Consider the following 21691-nt stretch of genomic DNA (forward strand, 5'->3'; position numbering starts at 1 on the left):
CGTTTACTCTATCTGCTAGATGCCCATCTTGGCGCGTTCAGCGTCCAGGGCCTTGATCCAGGGACCAATGAAGTGACCACTGTCATGATAGGTGCGGCCTGAGTACATGTGCTGATCAATCACACAAGGCTCATTCACGTAGATGCCTCCGCAGATTTCCAGATCGAACTTGCACTTCGCCACCGTGGCCATGCGCAGACCTTTGACGATGTCCGCGCGGGCCGGAATTTCCACACCGTGGCACACGCTGGCGCAGGGCTTTTTCTGCTCCCAGAACCACTTGGTGATACGCAGCAGGTCGGCATCTTCACGGATGTATTCTGGGGCACGACCACCGCTGAAAAAGATGCCCACGTATTCTTCAGGATTGATGTCTTTGAAGGCGATGTCGGCATCAATGCTGTAGCCTTCCCACTCTTTCGTGATGGTCCAGCCGGGTTTGACTTCGTGCAGCACCATCTGGTACTTCCGTTTTTCCGGCGCAGCAACGATGGGCTTGTAGCCACCCTCAATCAGGCGGTAAAAAGGATAAAGGGTATCAACGGTTTCGGTGGCATCACCGACGATCAGGAGGACTTTGGCTTCAGACATAGAGGGATGAGACTGGGTCTTTTACAGGGTTGGGGGATGGAACAGAAAGTTAAATCAGGCTGTCGAGATGGTTTTTGGCGCGCACGATTTCGGCGGTCGTTTCCGCCGCCGTGGGCAGAATGGGGATGCCGCGTGGAGTGGGGTGCATGAAGATCTCCGTCGGCCCGGTGAAATTCACTTCTTTGAGAGCCTGCAAGAGGGGTTTCCAATCCAGCTTGCCACGGCCGGGCATCTGCTGAATTTCTTCCTCTTTGGGCATCGGTTTCATGCAGCCCAGGCCATGCTCCCAGGCATAAAACAGCGTCATTTTTTGATCAATGTGGCGGATCAGATCTGAAAGCAGCTTCGAATCCTGCGGCAGATGGTAAGGAGCCAGGGCAATGCCAATGCCCGGCAGGTCGCGGATGTCATCGGCCAGCCAGCGCAACGAATCGGGAGTATCAATCAGGTTGTTGATATGGTTCTCGATGCCGATCTCCACGCCGTTTTCAGCCGCCAGGGCAGCGTGCGGTTTCATTTTCTCGACAAAAGCTTTCACGTTCAGGCGGAGTTGCTCTGGGGTGACTTTATATTCGCCCGTGCCTCCGGTGACGATGAATGTACCTCCCAGCTTTTTCACCAGCTTGATCTCTTCCGTCAGTTTGAGCGGCCCGAGGTCATAACGTGTGCTGCCGCCAAAACCGACTCCGTGCTGCTTCAGCAAATCGGCAAATTTGTCGTGCCCCATCGCATCCAGTTCCTCGCGTTGGGTGCCATGCTTTTTCGGCCATAGTTCGATCGCTGTGGCCCCAGTCTTTTTGACCTCAGGCAGAATTTCCGTCAGGGAAAGATTGCCATACATGGCAGAGGCCAGCATGTAATTCAGCTTCCAGGGGGAAGTGGCGGCCCAGGCAGGTGCCGCAGTCAGCGCAGCGAGGGATTGAAGAAAATGGCGGCGGTTCATGGTTGTGCTCTTATTGAACGGGGTCTGACGACAGGATTCATTCAGACTTTGAAGCACCTTCTTCAGATTTTGCGGCACATTCAAACTCCGATTTTCAAGGCCAGCCCCTGCTGGCTATCCCACTCTGGGAGGTTGCCACCTCATTCCTTTTGCGCCAGCCCCAGGTCCCGCCTACGGTTCGGACATGAATCGTTCTGTTTATGGCTGCCTTCTGGGCGCACTCATCCTTTTTTTGTTCGTCAGCCTGGGGCTTAACGCGGTGCAGTTTATGGCGCTCGTGGGGGAACAGTTTGCGGGCATTCCTCAGCCAAAGGAAACCCTCACTGAAAAAATCGAAGTCCAGGGCAAGGCGAATGTCCCCGACAAAATTGTCCACCTCGATCTGGAAGGCATCATCAGCTCCATGAGCACCGGCGGTTTTCTGGAAAGCGCTATGCCGAGTGTCGAAGGGATCAAACGCGGCCTCGAACAGGCCGTGGCAGATTCCGAGGTCAAAGCCATCGTCCTCCGCATCAATTCCCCTGGCGGTGAAGTGACTGCCTCCGACATCATCTATGCCGCTGTCAAAAAGGCAGCAGCGCAAAAACCGGTGATCGTTTACATGGATTCTGTCGCAGCCAGTGGCGGCTACTACGTGGCCTGCGGGGCCACCAAGGTGATCGCCAGCGAGACCACCCTAACGGCCAGCATCGGCGTCATCATGGAGTCCATGAACTACCACGAACTCTTTGGCAAGGTGGGCCTCGGTTCCCAGACTTTCACCAGCGGTGCTTTCAAGGACACGCTGAGCGGCGCGCGCCCCATGCGCGACGATGAAAAGGTGTACGTCCAGGGCCTCGTGGACACCATGTATGACCGCTTTTTGGGCATCGTGTCTGAAGCGCGCAAAGTGCCCAAAGACGTGCTCAAAAGCACCGTGGCCGATGGCCGTGTGGTCACAGGACGCCAGGCGCTCGAGGCCAAGCTGGTGGACCAGATCGGCTACATCGAAGACGCCTATGCCCTGGCCAAGGAACTGGCGGATGCGCCCGATGCAGCCGTCATCAAATACCAGTCGGTGCCCAATCTGCTGAGCATTCTCGGGGTGGCCTCCGCCAAAGCCCAGGCTCCGGCCAAAGTGGAGCTCGACCTCACTGGCGGGGCCCTGCCGAAACTGCAGCCCGGTATGATGTATTACCTGCCCGGCGCCTACCTCCGCTGATCCACACGCCCTCTTCTCATGGACGCCCCCACCGCCGGAGTTTTACGCGACATCACCCTCTGGGTCTGGCTTTCCTTGCTCATCGGCGTCGCGGCTTACAAATGGATCCGCCAGACACGCCCCACCGCCTGCTGGAACTGGGAAGGCAACGTGGACGCACGCCCATATCTGTATTTTGATGCGATCATCGTCGCGGCGCTTTCCCTGATGATTCTCATAGGCCTGCAGCGCGCAGAGCCCACAGCACAGGGCTCAGTGGATGCCGCTGCCAATGAGCTCAACGCCGTAGCCCTGTTTTCCAGCATTGTCCTGCAACTGCTCATCTGCACCGTCCTGCTCTTTTACCTACGGGCGGTGCGCAATCTCAATCCGGTGGAGCTCTTTGGCCTGCGGCGTCTCACCGTCCGCCAAGTCGCCACTGCGGCACTGGTTTTCATGATTCCCACCTGCCTCGTGGTCATGGCCACCTCCGCCGGTGTCACACAGTGGATGCAGGGTTTCTGGCCGGACCTGGAGCAGCAAGCTTCGGTGGAAGCTTTTCGTAATTCCAAAGATCCCATGGCCAAGGCCATGCTCATCATCGCCGCCGTGATTGTGGCCCCCATCGTGGAAGAGACCGTCTTTCGCGGGTTCATTTATGGGGTGATCAAACGTTTCACCGACAGCTACTTTGCCGCCGTGTGCTCAGCCGTTCTGTTTGCCATCGTCCATTTGCACATGGGCAGCGTCATCCCGCTGGCGGTGTTGGCCCTCATCTTTTGCGCCGCCTATGAACGCACCGGCAGTCTCGCCGTTCCCATGGTCATGCACGGCCTGTTCAATGGGACCAGTATCGGCCTCATGATCCTCTTTCCGGAAGCTCCTCATGCAAACCCTAGCTGACATCGGTGAGGATGAGCTCATCCGCCGATTCGTGCGTGGGCTGAAGCAGGATGCCAGCGTCATCGCCGGACCGGGGGATGATTGCGCTGTCGTGCAGGGCAATCTCGAGGCCCTCGTGCTCAAAACCGACACCGTCGTCGAAGGTGTGCATTTTACGGAAGCCACCCCACCACGCCTCATCGGTCGCAAGGCCATGGCTCGTGTCATCAGCGACTTCGCCGCCATGGCCGCCACTCCGCGCCATGCCCTCATCACCTTCATCGCACCGCCTCATACGCCGGTGAAACGCGCCTTGGAAGTGTATGCAGGCCTGCGCTCCATGGCCGAGTCCTTCGGCGTGAACATCGTCGGCGGTGAAACCTCCCGTGGCAGCCAGCTCATCCTCACCGTGAGCATGACCGGCACCGCGCCTAACCATCAATGGGTTTCCAGAAACCAAGCGCGTGCAGGCGATGATCTTTACGTCACCGGTCGCCTCGGCGGCTCCATCCGGGGCAAGCACCTGAAGTTTCACCCTCGCATGGCCGAGGCTCATTGGCTGGCCCAGAACCTGTCCGTGCATGCCATGATGGACATCAGCGACGGCCTTGCCCAGGATCTGCCCCGCATGGCCGCCGCCTGCGGACTGGGTTTTGAGGTGGACCTCTCCGCCCTTCCCCGCACTCCGGGATGCACACCGCAGCAGGCCTGGGGCGATGGTGAGGACTACGAACTGCTGCTGGCTATCTCACCCAAAACTCAGGCAAAAAAACTCGCCGCCTGGAAACACGCTTTCCCCAAACTAAAGCTTACACGCATCGGTCGCCTGGTGGAAAAACAACACGCCCCACTTGCCCCCGATGGCGGCTGGCAGCACTTTCGTTCCTGATTGCATGATGGATCCTGACGTGACTCTGCCCACTCCCGAGGCTACCCTTGAATGGGGGGCCGAGCTTGCTCGCACCCTGCAACCCGGCAGCGTCATCGCCCTGTGCGGTCATCTCGGCGCTGGCAAAACCCAGGCCACCAAGGGCATCGTCAGCGGCCTCAGTTCCCGGGCAGATGTCACCAGCCCCACCTTCACCCTAGTGCATGAATACTTAGATGGCCGCGTGCCCATTTTCCATTTCGACTTCTACCGCATGGATACCGCCCAGCAGGTGCTTACCGTCGGCTGGGATGACTTTTTGGATGAACCCGGCGTGGTCATCGTAGAGTGGGCAGACCTTTTCCCGGAACTCCTGCCGGACCACACCCGCTGGTTTCATTTCACCTCCTTGCCCACGGGCGAAAGACGGGTGAAGGAAAGCGACTCCGCCACCGCATGATCTCCCCTCGCACCATCCTCGCTCTCGACCTTTCCTCCACCCGGGGAGTCATAGCTGTGCTGCGTGACGGCGAGGTTCTTTTTGAGGCTGCCTTCACGGCAGAGAGATCTCACAATGCCCAAGTCTTTGCCCCCCTCGGGCAGGCCTTGGAGGCCATCGGCACGGAGTCCGCCATCGTGGTTATCGGCACTGGGCCCGGCTCTTATACAGGCGTGCGCATCGCCATCGCCGCAGCCCAGGGCATCGCCCTTTCACGCGGTTGGCCCGTCTTTGGCTGGCCCTCCATCACCAGCGGACCTCAGGCCGATTATCAGGTGATTGGCGATGCCCGACGCGGCATGTTTTATCTCACCTCCGTGAAGCAATCCACGTTAGGCCCCATTGAGATCGTGGATGCAGCTACAGCTCAAGCGGCTGTGGAAGCGGGAGGTGACTGGTTCAGCTTTGACGCCAAAGCCCCTCTTGCGTTGCCCCAGGTCCAACTGTGCCCGCCCGACGCTGGCAAGTTGGCCCAAATCGCCGCCACGCTGACGGATGACACCATCCAAACGCTGGCCGCCCAACCGCTCGAGCCCGTCTATTTGCAGGAAGCCTTCATCACCACGGCCAAAAAGGCAGGCAAAAAAGTACCCGGTGCTGCTCTGCCGATCTGATTCCCTTGCGGCGCAGAAGACCGGACGGAAAATATCTTGTCCAAAGAGGGGCCACAAGAGACTCTTGGCTTCACATGAACCGCCGCCATTTCCTCACCACCGCCCTTGCCGCCACTCTCGCACCTATCGCCGCCCAGCAAGGCCGCGCCCCGCGCATCATCCTGCGCTCCTCCTGGCAGACGGTGAACATTGGCGATATCGCCCACACACCGGGTGTCCTTGCCCTTCTGGAAAAGCATCTCCCGCATGTCGAAGTGCGCCTGTGGCCCAGCAAGGTGGACAATGGCGTGGACGAAATGCTGATGAAGCGTTTCCCAAAATTGGTTATTCTCAAAAAAGAAGACCTCAAGCAGGCCTTCGAAGAATGCGACTTCCTCCTGCATGGTTCCGGCCCCTCGCTGGTAGCCCAGAACGATGTAGTGAAATGGAAAGAAGCCACCGGCAAACCTTACGGCGTCTATGGCATCACCGTCGCTGCCCAGGCGTCCACCTCCACCAAACCTGCCTCTGAAAGCTACATCGCAAAGACCATCTCTGTCCTCAGTGGAGCTAAGTTCGCCTTCTTCCGCGACACCGTTTCCCTGGGCCTTGTCAAGAAGCTCGGCTGCACCTGCCCCATCTTGGAGTTCGGCCCGGATGGTGCCTTTGCCACCGATCTGCGCGATGATGAAAAGGCAGTCGCCTTCCTGAAAGAGCACGGTTTGGAAGAAGGCAAATTTCTCTGCTGCATCGGCCGCCTGCGCTTCACGCCTTACTGGAAAATGAAGCCCGGCGTGAAATTCGACGAAACGAAACAGAAGCGCAACGATGCCATGAAGGAGCACGACCTGGGCCCCCTGCGCCAGGCCATCATCGAAGTGGTAAAACAGACCGACATGAAGGTCCTCCTCTGTCCTGAAGACTCCAGCCAGATGGAAGTCAACAAAGAGAACTTCTACGACAAGCTGCCCGAAGACGTGAAAGCCAAGGTCGTCTGGCGGCCCACCTACTGGCTCACGGGTGAGGCCCTGAGCACCTACGTGCGTAGCGCCGGCCTCTTCGGGGCCGAGATGCACAGCCCCATCATGTGTATCGGCAATGGCATCCCCGCCATCGTCTGCCGCTGGACGGAGCAGACCAGCAAGGGCCTCATGTGGCGCGATATCGGCCTCGGCGAGTGGCTCTTCAATATGGACGAAGAATCCGAAATCCCCGGCATCGTCCCCGCTGTCGTCGCCATGGCCAAAGATCCCGCCGCCGCCAAAGCCAAAGCCCTCAAAGGCCAGGCCGTGGTCCATGAACGCCAGCGCCTAACCATGGAGATCGTCGGCAAAATGTAAAGTGAGGCGGGCACTCCTGCCTGCCCGGTTTTAAACACCGTCACAGATAAAACCTCACCGCCAAGAACACACATTGTCTTCCCATGTCTTCGGGTCACGATCTGGCCCGGAGGAATAGACCATCATCGAGGTGTTCAGGAACGCTGGTGCTTTGGGCCCTTCAGGCTCTGGGTTATCAATGCGGTTGTCTGCATTGGTATCCATACCCAGGTAATACATTTCGCCCCAGCGATCCACGAGCACCCACTCTCCGGTTTCCTGAGAAAGGCCATTTTTCTGATCTTTGGCCTAAGGCAAATCCACGAACTTGATCTTGCGTGGATTCAGTTTGTCGTCCTGACCCAACAGGGCTGCAAACATTGCCCCTTTGGAGCGGAGGAACATGTCCTTGGTTTCATCAATCGGAGCAGGCAGGGGAAACCGATTGTACTCCACCCTGAAGTGCCCCGTTGCGATCGTCAGATCTTTCATCGTGGATTTGACGCCATCCCACCGTCCGCTTTCCGTTCTCGACATCATCCGTGAGCACCCCCGGTACATAAGGGACACGGCAATCCCAGCCAGAAGAGCATAGAGCATCCACTTTCCCAGCCGCGCACAGCCAGCCATGCGGTTGATCTGCGTTTCGCTTGCCTCATCCAAGGTCGGTTCCGAAACGGGAGGCTGTTCGATGTCGTCCTCTTCCATGAACGCGTTGTATCCAATCTGCTTCCCAGTGTCGAGACAATCCTCGGCATCGCCAGCCGCCAGTCAATCCATCCATTGAAGGAAAGCGACTGCTCGCAACGATTGCTTCCTTGCCCATTCAACCCCGTCCCTGTGACAATGAATTTCCCATGCGAAAAAGCATCCTTCTCTCTCTCATGATCCTCATCGGTGAAGACTGGGCCAATGCCCAGCAAAAGACGGCCAACTACGACGAGTCCAAGATCCCTCCCTACACCCTGCCTGCCCTGCTGACCACTCAGGATGGCGGCAAGGTCTCCTCTGCCGAGGCCTGGACTGACGCCCGACGCCCCGAAGTCCTGGCCCTGTTCCAAGAGCACGTCTTTGGCCGCACTCCAGCGAACTGGGGCAAGGTCAGCTTTGAGACTCGCGAGGTCAAAAAAGATGCCCTCGGCGGCAAAGCCACACGCAAGCTCATCCACATCGCCCTGCCAGAGCACCCCACCTGGGCCGGCATGGAAGTGATGCTGTACATCCCCAATGGCCTTTCCCTGCCCGCCCCCTGCTTCGTCGGTCCCAGCTTCGGCGGCAACCATGCCGTCAGCACCGAGACCGATGTCCCTCTTTCCACCCGCTGGATGCGTCCCAGCAAGGACAAGCACATCGTGGACAACCGCGCCACCGAAGCCAGTCGTGGCAATGAAAGCAGCCGCTGGCCCCTGGAAATGATCATCGGCCAAGGCTTCGCTGTCGCCACCTACTACTATGGGGACATCGAGCCCGACCACGCCGACGGCTGGAAAGAAGGCCTGCGCGCCGTCCTGAGCAAAGACGGAGCGAACACCGAATGGAAAAATGGCGACTGGGGTGCCATCGGCGCTTGGTCCTGGGGCCTCAGCCGCATTGCCGACTACCTGGAGACCGACGATAGCGTTAATGCCAAAAAGCTCGCCGTTATCGGTCATTCTCGCCTGGGTAAAACCTCCCTCTGGACCGGGGCTCAGGATCAGCGCTTCGGCGTCGTCATCTCCAACAACTCGGGCGAAGGCGGCGCGGCCCTCATGCGCCGGAACATTGGCGAAACCACCGCCATCATCACCAAAGCCTTCCCCCACTGGTTCACCAAAACGTACACCAGCTACGCCAATAACGAAGCCGCCTGCCCCATTGACAAACACATGCTCATCGCCCTGGCTGCCCCGCGCCCCATCTACATCGCCAGCGCGGTGGAGGATACCTGGGCAGACCCCAAAGGCGAGTTCCTCTCCGGCCTGCATGCAGAGCCTGTGTATGCCCTTTTTGGCCAAAAAGGCTACGGTGTGAAGGAGCAACCCGCTATTGATACTCCCATCGGCGATGCCATCGCCTACCACGTCCGCACCGGGAAGCATGACGTCACCAGCTATGATTGGGAGCAGTATCTGCGTTTTGCCAAACGGCACTTCAGCAAGTAAGACACCCCAGAAAAATGAGCTTTCTAGATACGATTAATTTGCTGATCCTTCGGGTTGGTTTATAATTTTCGTAATGAAGGCCAGTTTTCAGGCAGCCGAACCCCAGCCGTTGGTGCGCGCTAAGACGCGCCGGGCCCGCCATCATCCGCGCCCGGGTCGCGTCGTCAGCGTGTCACTTCTCCTGATGCTTTCCTGGTTAGGACTGGGTATTTTTGCGGCCTATGCCTTCAGCCTATGGCGCACTGGAGCCAGCCTGGCAGGCTGGCTGGCCCTGGGAGGACTGGTGATTTTCACTCTGGGCCGGGTTTCCAGCTTCATCCTGGGTCGGCATCTGAATTGCACCCTCTGTCACGGTCCCGTGCTGCATGAAAAACGCTGTCACAAGCATGCCGAGGCCTTCAAAATCGCGCCGCTTTCCTACCGAACTTCCGCCGTTGCTTCCATCCTCAGCACGGGCTCTTTCCGCTGCATGTATTGCGGTACCCCCTACCGCCTCAAGAAATAGGCCCTGGAAATACTGCTAAAAACGCCGACGAATCGGTTTTTGCAAAAGATGGAGTGACGTGTATGCTCGCCATTCGTAATTCTTTTCGTTCCCACATCCATTCATGTCAGACGACCCCACACCCAAAAACGAAGGCCCCAACAGGCGCAATCAAGAGCCCCAGTTTAACTGGAGAGGCTTCCTTCTGCTTGCCATGGCCGTCCTGTTGATGGCCTCGGCCTATGTCGCCAGCAATCAGAGCTCCCGTTCCGAAGATATCTCCTACAAGGCTTTTAAAGAAATGGTCGAAAAAGACCAGATCGACAAAACCAAGGATCTTTTCCTGATCCAGCAGGATACGACGACGGCCGAATTCATCGAAGGTTACGGCTTCCGCACCGCCGCTGCCGTCCCTGCCGACAGCACGACGAAGCCCCTGGTGGCACCGGTTGCACCGGAAACCAAAACCGCAGCCACCGGCTCCGTGAAGTTCAAAGTGCCTGTCAGCATTCAGTATCAAAAGGAAGAGCTGCAGGCTCTGATGAACTCCAAAGGGCTCATTCTCATCCCCAAGTATGACAACAGTCCCTGGGGTACGGTGCTGATTTCCATGCTCCCGATCCTGCTCCTTCTGTTCCTGCTTTATTTCCTGGTCCGCCAGCAGATCAAAAGCGCGGGCCGTGGCGCCCTCAGCTTTGGCAAGAGCAAGGCCAAGATGCTGTCCCAGGACCGCAACAAGGTGACCTTCAAGGACGTTGCTGGCGTGGAAGAAGCCAAGGAAGAAGTGCAGGAGCTCGTCGAGTTCCTCAAGGATCCAAAGCGTTTCCAGCGTCTGGGCGGCAAGATCCCCAAAGGCGTGCTCATGGTCGGTTCCCCTGGCACGGGCAAAACTCTCTTGGCCAAAGCCATCGCTGGCGAGGCCGATGTGCCATTCTTCAGCATCAGCGGCTCGGACTTCGTCGAAATGTTCGTCGGGGTTGGTGCCAGCCGTGTGCGTGACATGTTTGAGCAGGGCAAAAAGAATGCGCCTTGCCTCATCTTCATTGATGAAATCGATGCCGTCGGCCGCCATCGCGGTCATGGCATGGGCGGTGGTCACGACGAGCGTGAGCAGACCCTCAACGCCCTCCTTGTGGAGATGGACGGCTTTGACACCCAGGAAGGCATCATCATCATCGCGGCGACCAACCGCCCTGACGTTCTCGACCCTGCACTTCTGCGTCCAGGCCGTTTTGACCGTCAGGTCACCGTCAGCCTGCCTGACGTGAAAGGCCGTGAGGAAATCCTCAATGTCCACGCCAAGCGTGTGAAGCTCAGCGAAAACGCCGACCTCTCCAAGGTCGCCCGCGGGACTCCTGGTTTCTCAGGTGCAGAACTGGCCAACGTCATCAACGAAGCCGCCCTCCTGGCTGCCCGCAAAAACCTCAAGTCCATCGGCACCCCCGAACTCGAAGAGGCCCGCGACAAAGTCCGCTGGGGCCGTGAGCGCCGCAGCCTGGCGCTCAGCGAGAAGGAAAAGGAAAACACCGCTTACCATGAAGCTGGCCACGCCATCCTCATCGAAGTGCTGGAGCACACCGATCCTCTCCACAAAGTGACCATCATCCCTCGCGGTCCTTCCCTGGGTTCCACCATGTGGCTTCCTGAAGAAGACAAGTTCACCCATCGCAAGAGCGAACTCCTGGACGACCTCGTCGTCGCCATGGGCGGTCGTGTGGCCGAAGAGATCCAATTTGGCGACGTCACCAACGGGGCCATGGGCGACATCCGCCAGGCCACCGCCATCGCCCGCAACATGGTCTGCGCCTGGGGTATGAGCGACAAAATGGGCATGGTGGAATACGGCGAAGGCGAACAAGCCATCTTCCTGGCGCGTGACCTCGCTCGTAACCGCAACTACAGCGGTGCCACTGCCCAGAAGATCGATGAAGAAGTGAAGCACTTCATTGATAGCGCCTACTCCAAAGCCAAAGAAATCCTCCTTCATCACAAGGACAAGCTGGATGCGATTTCCGCTGCCTTGCTGGAATATGAAACTCTCGATGGAGCCCAGATCAAAGAGATCATGCAGCACGGCTACATGATCAACCCACCGAAGGACAAGCCCAAGCCGCCAACGCCGCCGCCTCTCCCCAAAGTCACGGATGCACGTCCCGTGTCCCAGGATGAAGAGGACCTCGGCGGGCTTCCTGGCGGTCTCGCCGGCGTTCCAGCCTGATTAATTTGAGGAAACTCTCCTTCTGACCAAGCGGTGACGTGTGAGAACGCGTCACCGCTTTTTGTTTCTTCCTGTCAATGTCGGTATACCCGATTGTCGCACGTCCCCCCCTTTCAAAGACCTCATTCTTCCGTGGCGACCCATCGAATTTAATGTCAGGGTTAATGCCCTGTTTGGCCGCCCAGCTTTCCCTTTTTCCCCGCCCTCTGCCCCATGACTGACTCCGAAATCCAATCCGCCATCCACGACATGGGCCGCCGCGCCCGCGCCGCCTCCCGCGAACTGGTGAAGCTGAGCACAGAACAAAAAAACGCCATCCTGCTGGCCATGGCGGATGAGATCCAGGCAAGGGAGGCCACCATCCTGGCAGAGAATGCTAAAGACCTCGCCCGCGCCGAAGAGAACGGGCTGTCCCGGGCCATGCTGGACCGTCTCAAGCTGGATTCCAAAAGTCTCACCGCCATCGCTCAGGCTGTGCGCGATGTGGCCGCCCTGCCTGATCCTGTGGGCGAAGTGCTCACCGACTGGACACGCCCCAATGGCCTGCACATCACCAAAAAGCGTGTCCCTATTGGTGTCATCGGCATCATTTTTGAATCCCGCCCCAATGTCACCACCGACGCCGCCAGCCTTTGCTTCAAAACGGGCAATGCCACCCTCCTGCGCGGTGGCAGCGAGGCCATCCATTCCAACGTAGCCCTCGCCGCTGCCCTCCAGGCAGGCGGAGAACGTGCCGGACTGCCAGCGGACAGCGTGCAGCTCATTCCCTTCACCGACCGCGCCAGCGTGGAGCACATGGCCCGCATGGACCAGCACCTGGACCTCATCATCCCCCGGGGTGGCAAAGGCTTGATTGAAAAAGTCGTCGCCACCGCCCGCATGCCAGTCATCAAACACTACGACGGCGTCTGCCATGTGTACGTTCATGCCGATGCGGATCAGGACATGGCCGCACGCATCATCCTGAATTCCAAGACGCAAAAACCCGGCGTCTGCAATGCCCTGGAAACCATCCTGGTCCATCGGGACATCGCCGCAGCTTTCTACCCTATCGTCGGCCAGCAACTGGCTGCCGCCCAGGTGCAAGTCCACGCAGATTCGGAAGCCCAAACCTTGTTAGGCATCTCCAGCATCCCCGCCACCGAGCAGGACTGGAGCACCGAGTGGTTGGACCTGATACTTTCAGCCAAAACGGTCTCCGGCCTGGATGAAGCCATCACCCATATCAACCAGTACGGCAGCCACCATACGGACAGCATCATCACCCGTGACCGAGCCGCCGCCGAGCGATTCCAGCATGAAGTGGACAGCGCCGTCGTCCTTCACAATGCCAGCACCCGCTTCAATGACGGTGGCGAATTTGGCTTTGGAGCCGAGATCGGCATCAGCACGGACAAGCTCCACGCCCGTGGTCCCATGGGCCTAGCTGAACTCTGCAGCTACAAGTACCTCGTGGATGGCAGCGGACAGGTGCGGAAGTAAAGGCATGCTGGCTGAAGGAGGCTGGAGCGCGGACCTCCGAGTCCGCAGCAGGTCGCGTCACGGCGTGATCATGAGCTGACCATCAACACCGCCAGCGCCTCAGATCAGTGGAGCACGGCATGAATTCCAGTGATGTCACCAGACCACTCACATCTCAGCGCACTACGGTCCGCTGCGGGTTTGGAAACCCGCGCTCCGTCGGATGCGCGGGCCACGCTGGCTGAAGGAGCCTGGAGCGCGGACCTCCGAGTCCGCAGCAGGTCGCAGCCAGCGTGATCATGAGCTGACACCATCAACACCGCTAGCACGCCAGATCAGTGGAGCTGCGCATGGATTCCAGTGATGTCACCAGACCACTCACATCTCAGCGCACTACGACCCACTGGGGGTTTGGAAACCCGCGCTCCATCGGATACTCGACCATGCAGGCTGGAGGAGGCACTGGAGCGCGGACCTCCGAGTCCGCAGCGGATCGCAGCACGGCGTGATCATGAGCTAACCATCAACACCGCCAGCACGCCAGATCAGTGGAGCTGGGCATGGATTCCGGTGACGTCGTCAAACCCTCGAATGCCAGCGCACTACGGCCCGCTGCGGGTTTGGAAACCCGCGCTCCGTCGGACTTCGCTGCACCACCATCCCAATAAAAAGCGGCAGCCAGTTTCCTGGCTGCCGCTGATAAGTTTTCGCTGGTTTTAAAACCAACGGGCTGGATTAGCCCAAGTCTTCCGCTTCAGCAGGAGCGCCGGATTCAGCCTTGGCAGCGTCGTCCTTCTCCTTCATGGCGGCCTTGCGGCTCATCTTCACACGGCCTTTTTCGTCAATGCCGAGGCACTTGGCGGTGACGATGTCACCGACCTTGACGACGTCTTCCACGCGGTTCACGCGGAAGTCAGCCAGTTCGCTCACGTGGATCAGGCCGTCCTTCTTGCCACCGAGGTTCATGAAGGCACCGAAGTTCGTCGTGCTGACGATCTTGCCGGTGTAGATCTTGCCGGGCTCGATCTCCTGGGAGACGCCGCTGATCATCTCGATCGCACGCTCAAGGCCTTCCTTGCGGGTGGCGTAAACGTAGATGGTGCCGTCGTCTTCGATGCTGATTTCAGCGCCGGACTCGGCCTGGATACCCTTGATGTTCTTGCCGCCAGGACCGATGAGTTCACCGATCTTGTCCGGGTTGATCTTCAGGATCTCGATGCGAGGAGCATGCGGGCTCAGAGGCTGCACTTCGCTGATGGCGTCTGCCATGGCGCGAAGGACTTCACCACGGCCATTCTTGGCCTTGGCGATGGCTTCTTCAAGGATGCTCAGAGGGATGCCAGGAAGCTTGAGGTCAAGCTGGTAACCGGTCACACCGACGTCCGTGCCGCAAAGCTTGAAGTCCATGTCGCCGAAGTGATCTTCGGAGCCCAGGATGTCCATCATGGTCAAGTAGCGCTTCATGTTGTCGCCTTCGAACTCGGTGACGAGACCGACGGAGATGCCCGCCACAGGGCGGATGAGAGGCACACCAGCGTCGAGCAGGGCCATGACGCCCGAGCAAACCGAAGCCATGGAGGTGGAGCCGTTGGAGGCCATCACTTCGCTGCTGATACGGATCGCATAAGGGAACTGGGACTTCGGCGGGATCACGGCGTCGATGGAGCGCTCAGCGAGGGCACCGTGACCGATTTCACGACGATTCTGACCACCGAAGCGGCCGCACTCACCCACCGAGAAGGGAGGGAAGTTGTAGTGAAGGATGAAACGCTTGGAGTCTGGGCCACCTGCGTAGGTGTCCATTTCCTGGGCTTCGTCAGCCGGAGCCAACGTACAGATGGAGAGAGCCTGAGTTTCACCACGGGCAAACAGAGCCGAACCATGCGTGCGGGGAAGCACGGAGACTTCGCCGGAAAGGTTGCGGATCTGATCCACGGCGCGGCCGTCGCAGCGGCTCATTTTGTCCAGGATGGAGATGCGGAAAGCCTTCTTCTGAAGGTAATCAAAAGCCTGGCCGATTTCGAAGTTGGTCGCTTCAGGGAACTTCGCCTTGATGGCGGCTTCCACTTCATCCTTCAGTGCGCCGACAGCCTTGTTACGGGCGACTTTGCTTGGCTGATAGATGGCGCCTTCGATGCGGTCGCCAGCGATTTCGTAGGCGACTTCCAGGAGCTCGTCTTTGACGAGCATCAGAGGCACCACGCGCTTCACTTTGCCAGCGAGGGCGGCGAGCTCTTCCTGGGCCTTCACCAGGCTCTGGATGCTGTCCTGGGCAAAACGGAGGGCGGCGATGAAGTCGCTCTCGGGCATTTCGAGGGCGGCACCTTCGATCATGATCACGTCCGTCTTGTTGCCGACGTAAACCAGGTCCAGATCGCTGTCTTCACGCTGGTTGTGGGTAGGGTTGGCGATGAACTGACCGTTCACGCGGCCGACACGCACGGCACCGATGGGGCCTGCGAAAGGAATGTCGGACACGCAAAGAGCGGCCGAAGCACCGTTGATGGCGAGGATGTCCGAATCGTTCTGGCCATCAGCGCTGAGCAAGAGGGCGACGATCTGGGTTTCGTAGAGGTAGCCTTTTGGGAACAACGGGCGCAATGGGCGGTCCGTCATGCGGCAGGTCAGGATTTCCTTCTCCGTTGGGCGGCCTTCGCGCTTGAAGTAGCCACCAGGGAACTTTCCGGCAGCCGAGGCTTTTTCTTTGTATTCCACGGACAGGGGGAAGAAGTCGAGACCTTCCTTGATCTTGGTGGCGGAGACGGCAGTGACGATGACGATGGTGTCACCCAGGCGGACGGTCACAGCGCCGTCGGCGAGGTGGGCAAGCTTGCCTGTTTCGATTTCGATGATCCCTGAACCGCAGGGAGCTGTTACTTTATGGATGGCCATAGTGTGTTTCTTCTTTGTCTTCTTTGTTTCGTTTGGGGGAAGGGTGGGGGCGCGGCGAGACTGAAAAAGGTATTCAGTGGTCAGTCATCGGCATTCAGTCTGGAGCCTCAAAAGGCATTCCACGGGGGGAGACAGATTCAGCCATTGAAAGCCGAATGCTGGTCACTGAATACTTCAAGCCGAGGCAGCAAGCGCCCCAAATAAAAAACAAGGGGTGATGGTTCTCATCACCCCTCGTCTGGAAAATAGGCTATTAGCGGCGCAGGCTAAGGCTCTTCAGAAGCTTCAGATAACGCTCATTGGCGGTCAGCTTCAGGTAGTCGAGCAGTTTCCGGCGACGAGCGACCATCTTCAGAAGGCCGCGGCGTGTGGAGTGGTCCTTGGAATGAACCGTAAGGTGCTCCGTCAGTTCATTGATACGGGCCGTCAAGATCGCGACCTGCACGTCGGCGCTGCCGGTGTCTTTTTCGTGCAGTTTGAATTCTTTGGGGCTGGTGGTAGCTTCGCTCATGGTCTGTTGTTAAACCCGACACCTTGTCAGGCGGGTTGTGTTTAAAGTTGAAAGGGCCGTGAAGAAATCACGAAAGCCGGAATTGGCAAGAGGAAATTCGTGCGAATGCCATCCCGATCTCGCTCAAAATCTGACTTTTGTCCTCCCCTTCCCCCTTTGATGGAGACACACAAAGAGACTCCATGCACAGAGGCTCAGAGTCTGACAAATCTTTCCCGGAATCGCCACCCCAAAAACAGAGCTGTAGGCCGGGTTTACTTCACGAAAACAGCGCCTGTGGCACCTGCGCGTCGGATGACCATCTGGACATTCTTCTGAAAATAAAAAAGGCTCTGCGTCAGTAACGCAGAGCCTTTGGAAAACGAGGACTTACTGACGATCAAAGAAGCTTTCTTCGTCGCGGTCGCCCACCTTCAGGTAACGGTAGTAGACCTCCAGTTGCAGAGTGCACAGCACCTGGCGGTAGAGCGGGTCTGCCGCGTCCCCACCAGGCCAGTTGGGTCGGCCCTTTTTGAAGCTTCCATCGGGCTGCTGGGCAGCCAGGATCTGTGGGAGGAACTGCTCATTGTAAAATTTCCAGTCATCGCCACCCGCCTGGAAGAAGGTCTGAGTGTAGTAGTACCAGCAGTAGAGATTGCAGTTTTTATTCCAGTCCAGCGGCTCGGCGGTGATGAACTCACGCAGGAATTTGATGCCCTTCTTGATGGAGGCGGTGCGGCCCTTTCCCAGAGTCTGCAGGCCCAAGGACCCGACGCCCGTGAGGCTCCACTGGTTGTAGTGGGCATCCCGGTTGCTCACCCCGTAGCCGCCGTCCTTCGTCTGCTTCCGCTCGATGTAGTCGCAGGTGCGGTCAATGGCGCTCTGCAGGCCGGCGATCTTCAAACCGGTGTATTTGGCAGCCTTCAGCGCTTGGTATTGCCAGCCCGCGACGGACAAGTCTTCACGCGAGGAGGTGGCTTTCCCCTCGGCAATGTTCTTGGTGTAGTAGTCCCAGGACCCTTCGCCATTTTTGGCATCGGCCTTGTTTTGAGTCTTGATGATGAGCTGCACGCCCTTTTCGAAGGCTTCTCTCATCCCTGGCAACTGCTTGCTGCCCAGACGGGCCAGAGTGTACATCTCGCCCAGCGCGTAGGTGGCGATGCCGTGCTCGTATGCGCCCGCATTGCTTTTGAAGTCATCGGTGATAGCACCGTGCTCATTGGTTTTGGAAAGCTCGACCAGAAACAGGATGCCACGCATGACATTGTCCCCGTAGAAAGGCGAATCGGGTGTTTCACAGCGACCCAAGAAGCACAGCAAAGCGAGGCCCGTCATGGCGGCCTTGTTACGTTTGCCGCCGCCCTGTCCCCAGGAACCATCGGCGTTCTGCTGCGTTTTCAGCCACTCCAGAGAGGCGGAAACCGCGCGTTCACACTCGGGATTACCGCCGTTTTGGCGTAGTTTTTCAAGCCGCTCCGCTGGGGAGCAGCGCTGCTGCATGGAGGGAGGCAGGCTCACAAAACCCTGCATCCCGCCCATTCCCATCCCTGTCCCAAAGCCGCCTCCCGCTCCCGCTTTGCCAAATCCTCCGCTGCCCAGACTCCCGCCGCCCAGCATCGAACTCACATCCGGCACGTCCAGCAGATCTGGCGGTGCATCGGGAAGCGTGATCGCCGAGTTTTGGCTCGTGCTCACGATCTTCTTCATCGGCATCGTTTTGTTCAGCGTCTTCTGCTTCTTCTGCTTCACCTGATGCTTCATCTCGGCCGAGGCCTGCGCCCCCTGCTGGGTGCCGCCACCAGGCAGGAAGTCCACCTGCTTCTGAATCATCTGAGTGCTGACCACGATGGCCCCGCCCACGATGAGGATGCCTGCATGGATGGCCAGACTGAGGGTCAAAGAACCGCCTCCGACCTTGCGCCAGGCCTTCACCAGGGCGTTGGCCGGTTTCACGGGCTCGAAATGATTGAGGGCGGGCGGGTGAAAAACTTCGCCATGAGCGGCCTCGACGGCAACGGCCTCATCCTCGATGGCCGCAGCGACAGGAACAGGGCCAGAGGTGGGGGCGGGATGGCCAGGCGGCATCATGCCGGGCTGCACGGGGTAGCCCAAATTCGGCTGCACCGGATAGCCCAGATTTCCCTGAACAGGGTACCCCAGGTTTCCAGGCTGGGGGTAGCCTGGAGGATAAACCATAGGCTGTGTGGCACCTGGATCCGAGGGCGGAGGGGGGCCACCAGAATTCGGAGGAGGGGTATCAGACATAACTAAAAGAGAACGAATGTGGAGCCGCCGAAGGTTGCGGCCACAGGGGGTGGAGGGAGTTTAAAAAAGCGGGTGAGGGATCAGAAATCCTCGCCACCCACCGTGAAGGTCACATTGCCGATCTGGGCTTTGGCCATGGAGTTCAGCACGTCGATGACACGCTCATAGCGGGCCTGCTCCTCAGCCTGGATGGTGACCATCACCTTCGCATTGCGATGGTCAGCCTCCTGCTTCAGACGGAAAAGCGTGTTGGTGAAGTTGGGCAGCGCCTTGTCTGTGGGGGAGTCAAACTCCTCCTCATTCAGGGTGACCGCCCCGGACTCCTCCACCGTCACCATGATCTCGTCAGGTGGAGTGGTTTCATCACTCAAAGCCGGGGTTCCGAGACCAGGAAGCTGCGTTTTCAGCTCGCGCTCCACCTTCACGGCACCCGCCATGACCATGAAGAAAAGCATGATGACGAAAACCACGTCAATCATGGGTGCGATCTGAAACCCCATGGTGGCCTGGTCTGCCTCCAGGGCGCGATGTTTTTTACCGTGAGCCATGGGATCAGGAATCTTTGTTGAGGGCTGAGAAGGAAATGTCGTCAATGCCCGACTGGGCAATCAGCGCCATGACTTTCTGAATCTCCACCGCAGGCACGTCGCGATCTCCGCGAATGACGACCCGGTAAGTGGGATTGCTATTTTTGCGTTGAGTGAGCGTATTCACGATCTCCTCATTTTCCATCTCGCGGTCGTCGAGCTTGATTTTGGACTCCTGCCTGGCGGCGATCCAGCGAACGTTGATGGCGGCCTCGAACATGGTGTTCTTGTCCTCCTTCTTCTTCGCATCGGCTGCCACCGGCAGCTTGATGTCCTTGTCAATTCTCAAGACCTGCGCCGAGGTGATGCTCATAAAGAAAATGAGCAGCACCAAAAGCACGTCAATCATCGGAGCAATTTGAAACTCCGGTTCTCCGTCTCCACCGCCTCCTCCTCCAGCCATAAGGGTATCAGGTTAAGGTTGTACCAACAGAACGAAAATCAGATTAAACAGCCACGGCAACAGCGGCACCATCATTGCCACCGGCCACCCAGTTTGGCAGTGCGGCGTAGAATTCTTCTTCACCGACATGGGCGTCCTTGAGATGCTCGTAGGGCATCTTGCGGAACAGGGAGCTGACGATTTCCTGCAGACCATGCATGGAACCCTGAAGGCGGTTGCGCAGAATGTAGAACACCATGAACGCAGGCACAGCCACGGCCAGACCGGAGGCCGTCGCGACGAGCACCTCACCGATGGCGCCAGAGAGCTTGGAAGGGTCACCAACACCGCTGGTACCCAGGGTGGCGAAAGCGCTCATCATCCCCGTCACCGTGCCGACCAGACCGATCATCGGTGTGCAAACACCCAACACGGAAAGGTAGTTGATGCGGGTCTGAATGGTGGCGTTGGTCTTGTTCAGCTCGGAGAAAAGGGCCTCTTCGACGGCATTCTGCCCTTCCCCGACAAAGCTCAGGCCCACGCGGCTCACATCGGCAAAGTAGGAGTTGTTGTTTTTGGCAAACTGGTAAGCGCCCACATAGTCACCAGCGCGGAACAGGTCCTGCACCTGGCTAACCTGTCCAGGAGGGGCCATGTTCTTCAGCGCCGTGCGCATCCAAAGGTCCACCGTCAGCCACACCAGCGCGACAGAGCAAAGGGTGAGCGGGTACATCACCCAGCCACCTTCACGAAAGCGATCCATCAGAGTGTGCTGATGTACTTCCGGGGCGGCGGCTTCACCGGCAGCAGGGGCTGCGGGCTCCTGGGCGTGCATCGGGGCTACCACCATGAGGTTGCCAGCGAGGAGCAACGCACAGGCGCTGAGGCGGACGAAACCACGGAGAAGAGTCTGGATCATAGAGGGGTTATTGCGGGTGTGCATGGGAGGCAGTGGGTGGGTTGGATTCGTTAAAGAAAGGATGGTTACTGGGCGGCTTTGTCGGTTTTTTCGCCTTCTGGGGATTGTTCGGCTTCCTCTTCAGGCTCGTTTTTCATGCCATTGATCGCGGCTTTTTCTTTGGCCGCAGTATCTGCGATGGCGGAGCCTTTATAGGAATCTGAAATGCGGGTAAAGAGGGCCTGGGCATCCTCATAACGTTTCATCTTGGCAAGCATTTGACCGGCCTTGAGTTCGGCGTCCGGCACACGCTGCATCTGAGTGCCGTAAAACACCGGGATGCGCAGGTAGGCCATCAGGGCTTTTTCCCACTCCTTCTTTTTGGCGTGGATGTCGGCAATGATCATCCAGATGGAAGCACCGACGCCGGAGTCATTTGTGTCCGACAAAATACTCTCGGCCTCAGCCAGGATGGAGGTGTATTCAGAGGACGTCTGGCGGTCAATGTCCAACTGGATGATGCGCAGTGACATCTTCTGCTCGGGGGTGAGCGGCAGAGTTTTCAGCAGTGGGATGAGCTTGATCGTGTCTTCAAACTTCCCGGCCTGGCTCAGCGTCTCGACATAGGCAAAGAAAACGGGCTGATACCAGTTGCCCTCTACTTTTTCGAACTTCTGGAAGAAATCGAGGGACTTCTTCAGCAGCGCCAGGGCTTCTTCGGACTTGGCCTGGGCCATCAGGTTTTTGGCTTCCAGCAGCTCTTCCGGCTCCGGCCAGTCGAGGTAACCGATGTTCTGCCAAGGCAGAACCGTCGTCGCCGACTTATCACCGATTTTGATCGTTCGGACGATCTTGTCACCATCCATGGTGAACTCGTTGCTGGCAATGCGCGTGCCGTCTTTCAGCACGATGGCCTGCCCGAAGGCGGCCCCGCACAGCAGGGCCGAAGCCAGTAAAATGAAGGTGTGACGAAACATGGAGACGTAAAGAAAAAGAAA

21 protein-coding genes are annotated in these 21691 nt (G+C 58.3%); 10 read left to right on the forward strand and 11 right to left on the reverse strand.

The window, feature by feature from the left end; genetic code table 11:
• Window positions 1-15: 15 nt before the first annotated feature.
• Window positions 16-591, reverse strand: coding sequence for a DJ-1/PfpI family protein (locus ABEB25_RS07125; protein ID WP_345735705.1), 576 nt, complete (start codon window positions 589-591; stop codon window positions 16-18).
• 49 nt (window positions 592-640) lie between these two features.
• Window positions 641-1534, reverse strand: a complete 894-nt coding sequence (locus tag ABEB25_RS07130; protein ID WP_345735706.1) for a sugar phosphate isomerase/epimerase family protein — start codon at window positions 1532-1534, stop codon at window positions 641-643.
• Between the two features lie 184 nt (window positions 1535-1718).
• Here ABEB25_RS07130 and sppA point away from each other — a divergent pair, with 184 nt between their 5' ends.
• From sppA to ABEB25_RS07160, 6 genes are all read left to right on the forward strand, one after another.
• Complete coding sequence (gene sppA / locus ABEB25_RS07135) at window positions 1719-2735, forward strand: signal peptide peptidase SppA (protein ID WP_345735707.1); 1017 nt, start codon at window positions 1719-1721, stop codon at window positions 2733-2735.
• A gap of 18 nt (window positions 2736-2753) precedes the next feature.
• Window positions 2754-3617, forward strand: coding sequence for a CPBP family intramembrane glutamic endopeptidase (locus ABEB25_RS07140; RefSeq protein ID WP_345735708.1), 864 nt, complete (start codon window positions 2754-2756; stop codon window positions 3615-3617).
• Window positions 3601-4485: a thiamine-phosphate kinase gene (locus ABEB25_RS07145; RefSeq protein WP_345735709.1), complete on the forward strand. Its 885-nt coding sequence runs from the start codon at window positions 3601-3603 to the stop codon at window positions 4483-4485. The genes ABEB25_RS07140 and ABEB25_RS07145 overlap by 17 nt, the downstream gene beginning before the upstream one ends.
• A gap of 4 nt (window positions 4486-4489) precedes the next feature.
• Complete coding sequence (gene tsaE / locus ABEB25_RS07150; RefSeq protein WP_345735710.1) at window positions 4490-4924, forward strand: tRNA (adenosine(37)-N6)-threonylcarbamoyltransferase complex ATPase subunit type 1 TsaE; 435 nt, start codon at window positions 4490-4492, stop codon at window positions 4922-4924.
• Window positions 4921-5577 (forward strand): tRNA (adenosine(37)-N6)-threonylcarbamoyltransferase complex dimerization subunit type 1 TsaB, encoded by a 657-nt coding sequence (gene tsaB, locus ABEB25_RS07155; RefSeq protein WP_345735711.1) that lies wholly within the window; start codon window positions 4921-4923, stop codon window positions 5575-5577. The genes tsaE and tsaB overlap by 4 nt, the downstream gene beginning before the upstream one ends.
• Window positions 5578-5651: 74 nt before the next feature.
• Window positions 5652-6896, forward strand: a complete 1245-nt coding sequence (locus ABEB25_RS07160; RefSeq protein WP_345735712.1) for a polysaccharide pyruvyl transferase family protein — start codon at window positions 5652-5654, stop codon at window positions 6894-6896.
• Window positions 6897-6950: 54 nt separating this feature from the next.
• On the opposite strand, the gene ABEB25_RS07165 is transcribed toward ABEB25_RS07160, so the two are convergent.
• A complete protein-coding gene (locus ABEB25_RS07165) occupies window positions 6951-7133 on the reverse strand; it encodes a hypothetical protein (RefSeq protein ID WP_345735713.1) in 183 nt (60 codons plus the stop codon).
• A gap of 51 nt (window positions 7134-7184) precedes the next feature.
• Window positions 7185-7583, reverse strand: a complete 399-nt coding sequence (locus tag ABEB25_RS07170) for a hypothetical protein (RefSeq protein WP_345735714.1) — start codon at window positions 7581-7583, stop codon at window positions 7185-7187.
• Between the two features lie 149 nt (window positions 7584-7732).
• On the opposite strand from ABEB25_RS07170, the gene ABEB25_RS07175 reads away from it, so the two are divergent.
• The 4 genes from ABEB25_RS07175 to ABEB25_RS07190 all read left to right on the forward strand — a co-directional run bounded on the left by ABEB25_RS07175 (window position 7733) and on the right by ABEB25_RS07190 (window position 13200).
• Window positions 7733-9016, forward strand: a complete 1284-nt coding sequence (locus ABEB25_RS07175) for a glucuronyl esterase domain-containing protein (protein ID WP_345735715.1) — start codon at window positions 7733-7735, stop codon at window positions 9014-9016.
• 73 nt (window positions 9017-9089) lie between these two features.
• Complete coding sequence (locus ABEB25_RS07180; protein ID WP_345735716.1) at window positions 9090-9521, forward strand: hypothetical protein; 432 nt, start codon at window positions 9090-9092, stop codon at window positions 9519-9521.
• A 193-nt stretch (window positions 9522-9714) separates the two neighbouring features.
• Complete coding sequence (ftsH, locus tag ABEB25_RS07185) at window positions 9715-11718, forward strand: ATP-dependent zinc metalloprotease FtsH (protein WP_345735717.1); 2004 nt, start codon at window positions 9715-9717, stop codon at window positions 11716-11718.
• A gap of 213 nt (window positions 11719-11931) precedes the next feature.
• On the forward strand, window positions 11932-13200 hold the full coding sequence (locus ABEB25_RS07190; protein ID WP_345735718.1) for a glutamate-5-semialdehyde dehydrogenase: 1269 nt from the start codon (window positions 11932-11934) through the stop codon (window positions 13198-13200).
• A 714-nt stretch (window positions 13201-13914) separates the two neighbouring features.
• On the opposite strand, the gene ABEB25_RS07195 is transcribed toward ABEB25_RS07190, so the two are convergent.
• The 7 genes from ABEB25_RS07195 to ABEB25_RS07225 all read right to left on the reverse strand — a co-directional run bounded on the left by ABEB25_RS07195 (window position 13915) and on the right by ABEB25_RS07225 (window position 21670).
• The gene (locus tag ABEB25_RS07195; protein ID WP_345735719.1) at window positions 13915-16071 is read right to left on the reverse strand and encodes a polyribonucleotide nucleotidyltransferase; all 2157 of its coding nucleotides are present in this window, start codon (window positions 16069-16071) and stop codon (window positions 13915-13917) included.
• Between the two features lie 253 nt (window positions 16072-16324).
• The gene (gene rpsO / locus ABEB25_RS07200; RefSeq protein ID WP_345735720.1) at window positions 16325-16582 is read right to left on the reverse strand and encodes a 30S ribosomal protein S15; all 258 of its coding nucleotides are present in this window, start codon (window positions 16580-16582) and stop codon (window positions 16325-16327) included.
• 369 nt (window positions 16583-16951) lie between these two features.
• Window positions 16952-18757 (reverse strand): prenyltransferase/squalene oxidase repeat-containing protein, encoded by a 1806-nt coding sequence (locus ABEB25_RS07205; protein WP_345735721.1) that lies wholly within the window; start codon window positions 18755-18757, stop codon window positions 16952-16954.
• A gap of 149 nt (window positions 18758-18906) precedes the next feature.
• Window positions 18907-19374 carry an ExbD/TolR family protein gene (locus ABEB25_RS07210; protein ID WP_345735722.1) on the reverse strand — a complete coding sequence of 156 codons (468 nt, stop codon included), beginning with the start codon at window positions 19372-19374 and terminating at the stop codon, window positions 18907-18909.
• Window positions 19375-19378: 4 nt separating this feature from the next.
• Window positions 19379-19816 (reverse strand): ExbD/TolR family protein, encoded by a 438-nt coding sequence (locus ABEB25_RS07215; protein WP_184211865.1) that lies wholly within the window; start codon window positions 19814-19816, stop codon window positions 19379-19381.
• 43 nt (window positions 19817-19859) lie between these two features.
• On the reverse strand, window positions 19860-20714 hold the full coding sequence (locus ABEB25_RS07220; protein WP_345735723.1) for a MotA/TolQ/ExbB proton channel family protein: 855 nt from the start codon (window positions 20712-20714) through the stop codon (window positions 19860-19862).
• 65 nt (window positions 20715-20779) lie between these two features.
• A complete protein-coding gene (locus tag ABEB25_RS07225) occupies window positions 20780-21670 on the reverse strand; it encodes a tetratricopeptide repeat protein (protein ID WP_345735724.1) in 891 nt (296 codons plus the stop codon).
• Window positions 21671-21691: the final 21 nt, after the last annotated feature.

The sequence above is a fragment of the Prosthecobacter algae genome (assembly GCF_039542385.1).
GTDB lineage: Bacteria > Verrucomicrobiota > Verrucomicrobiia > Verrucomicrobiales > Verrucomicrobiaceae > Prosthecobacter > Prosthecobacter algae.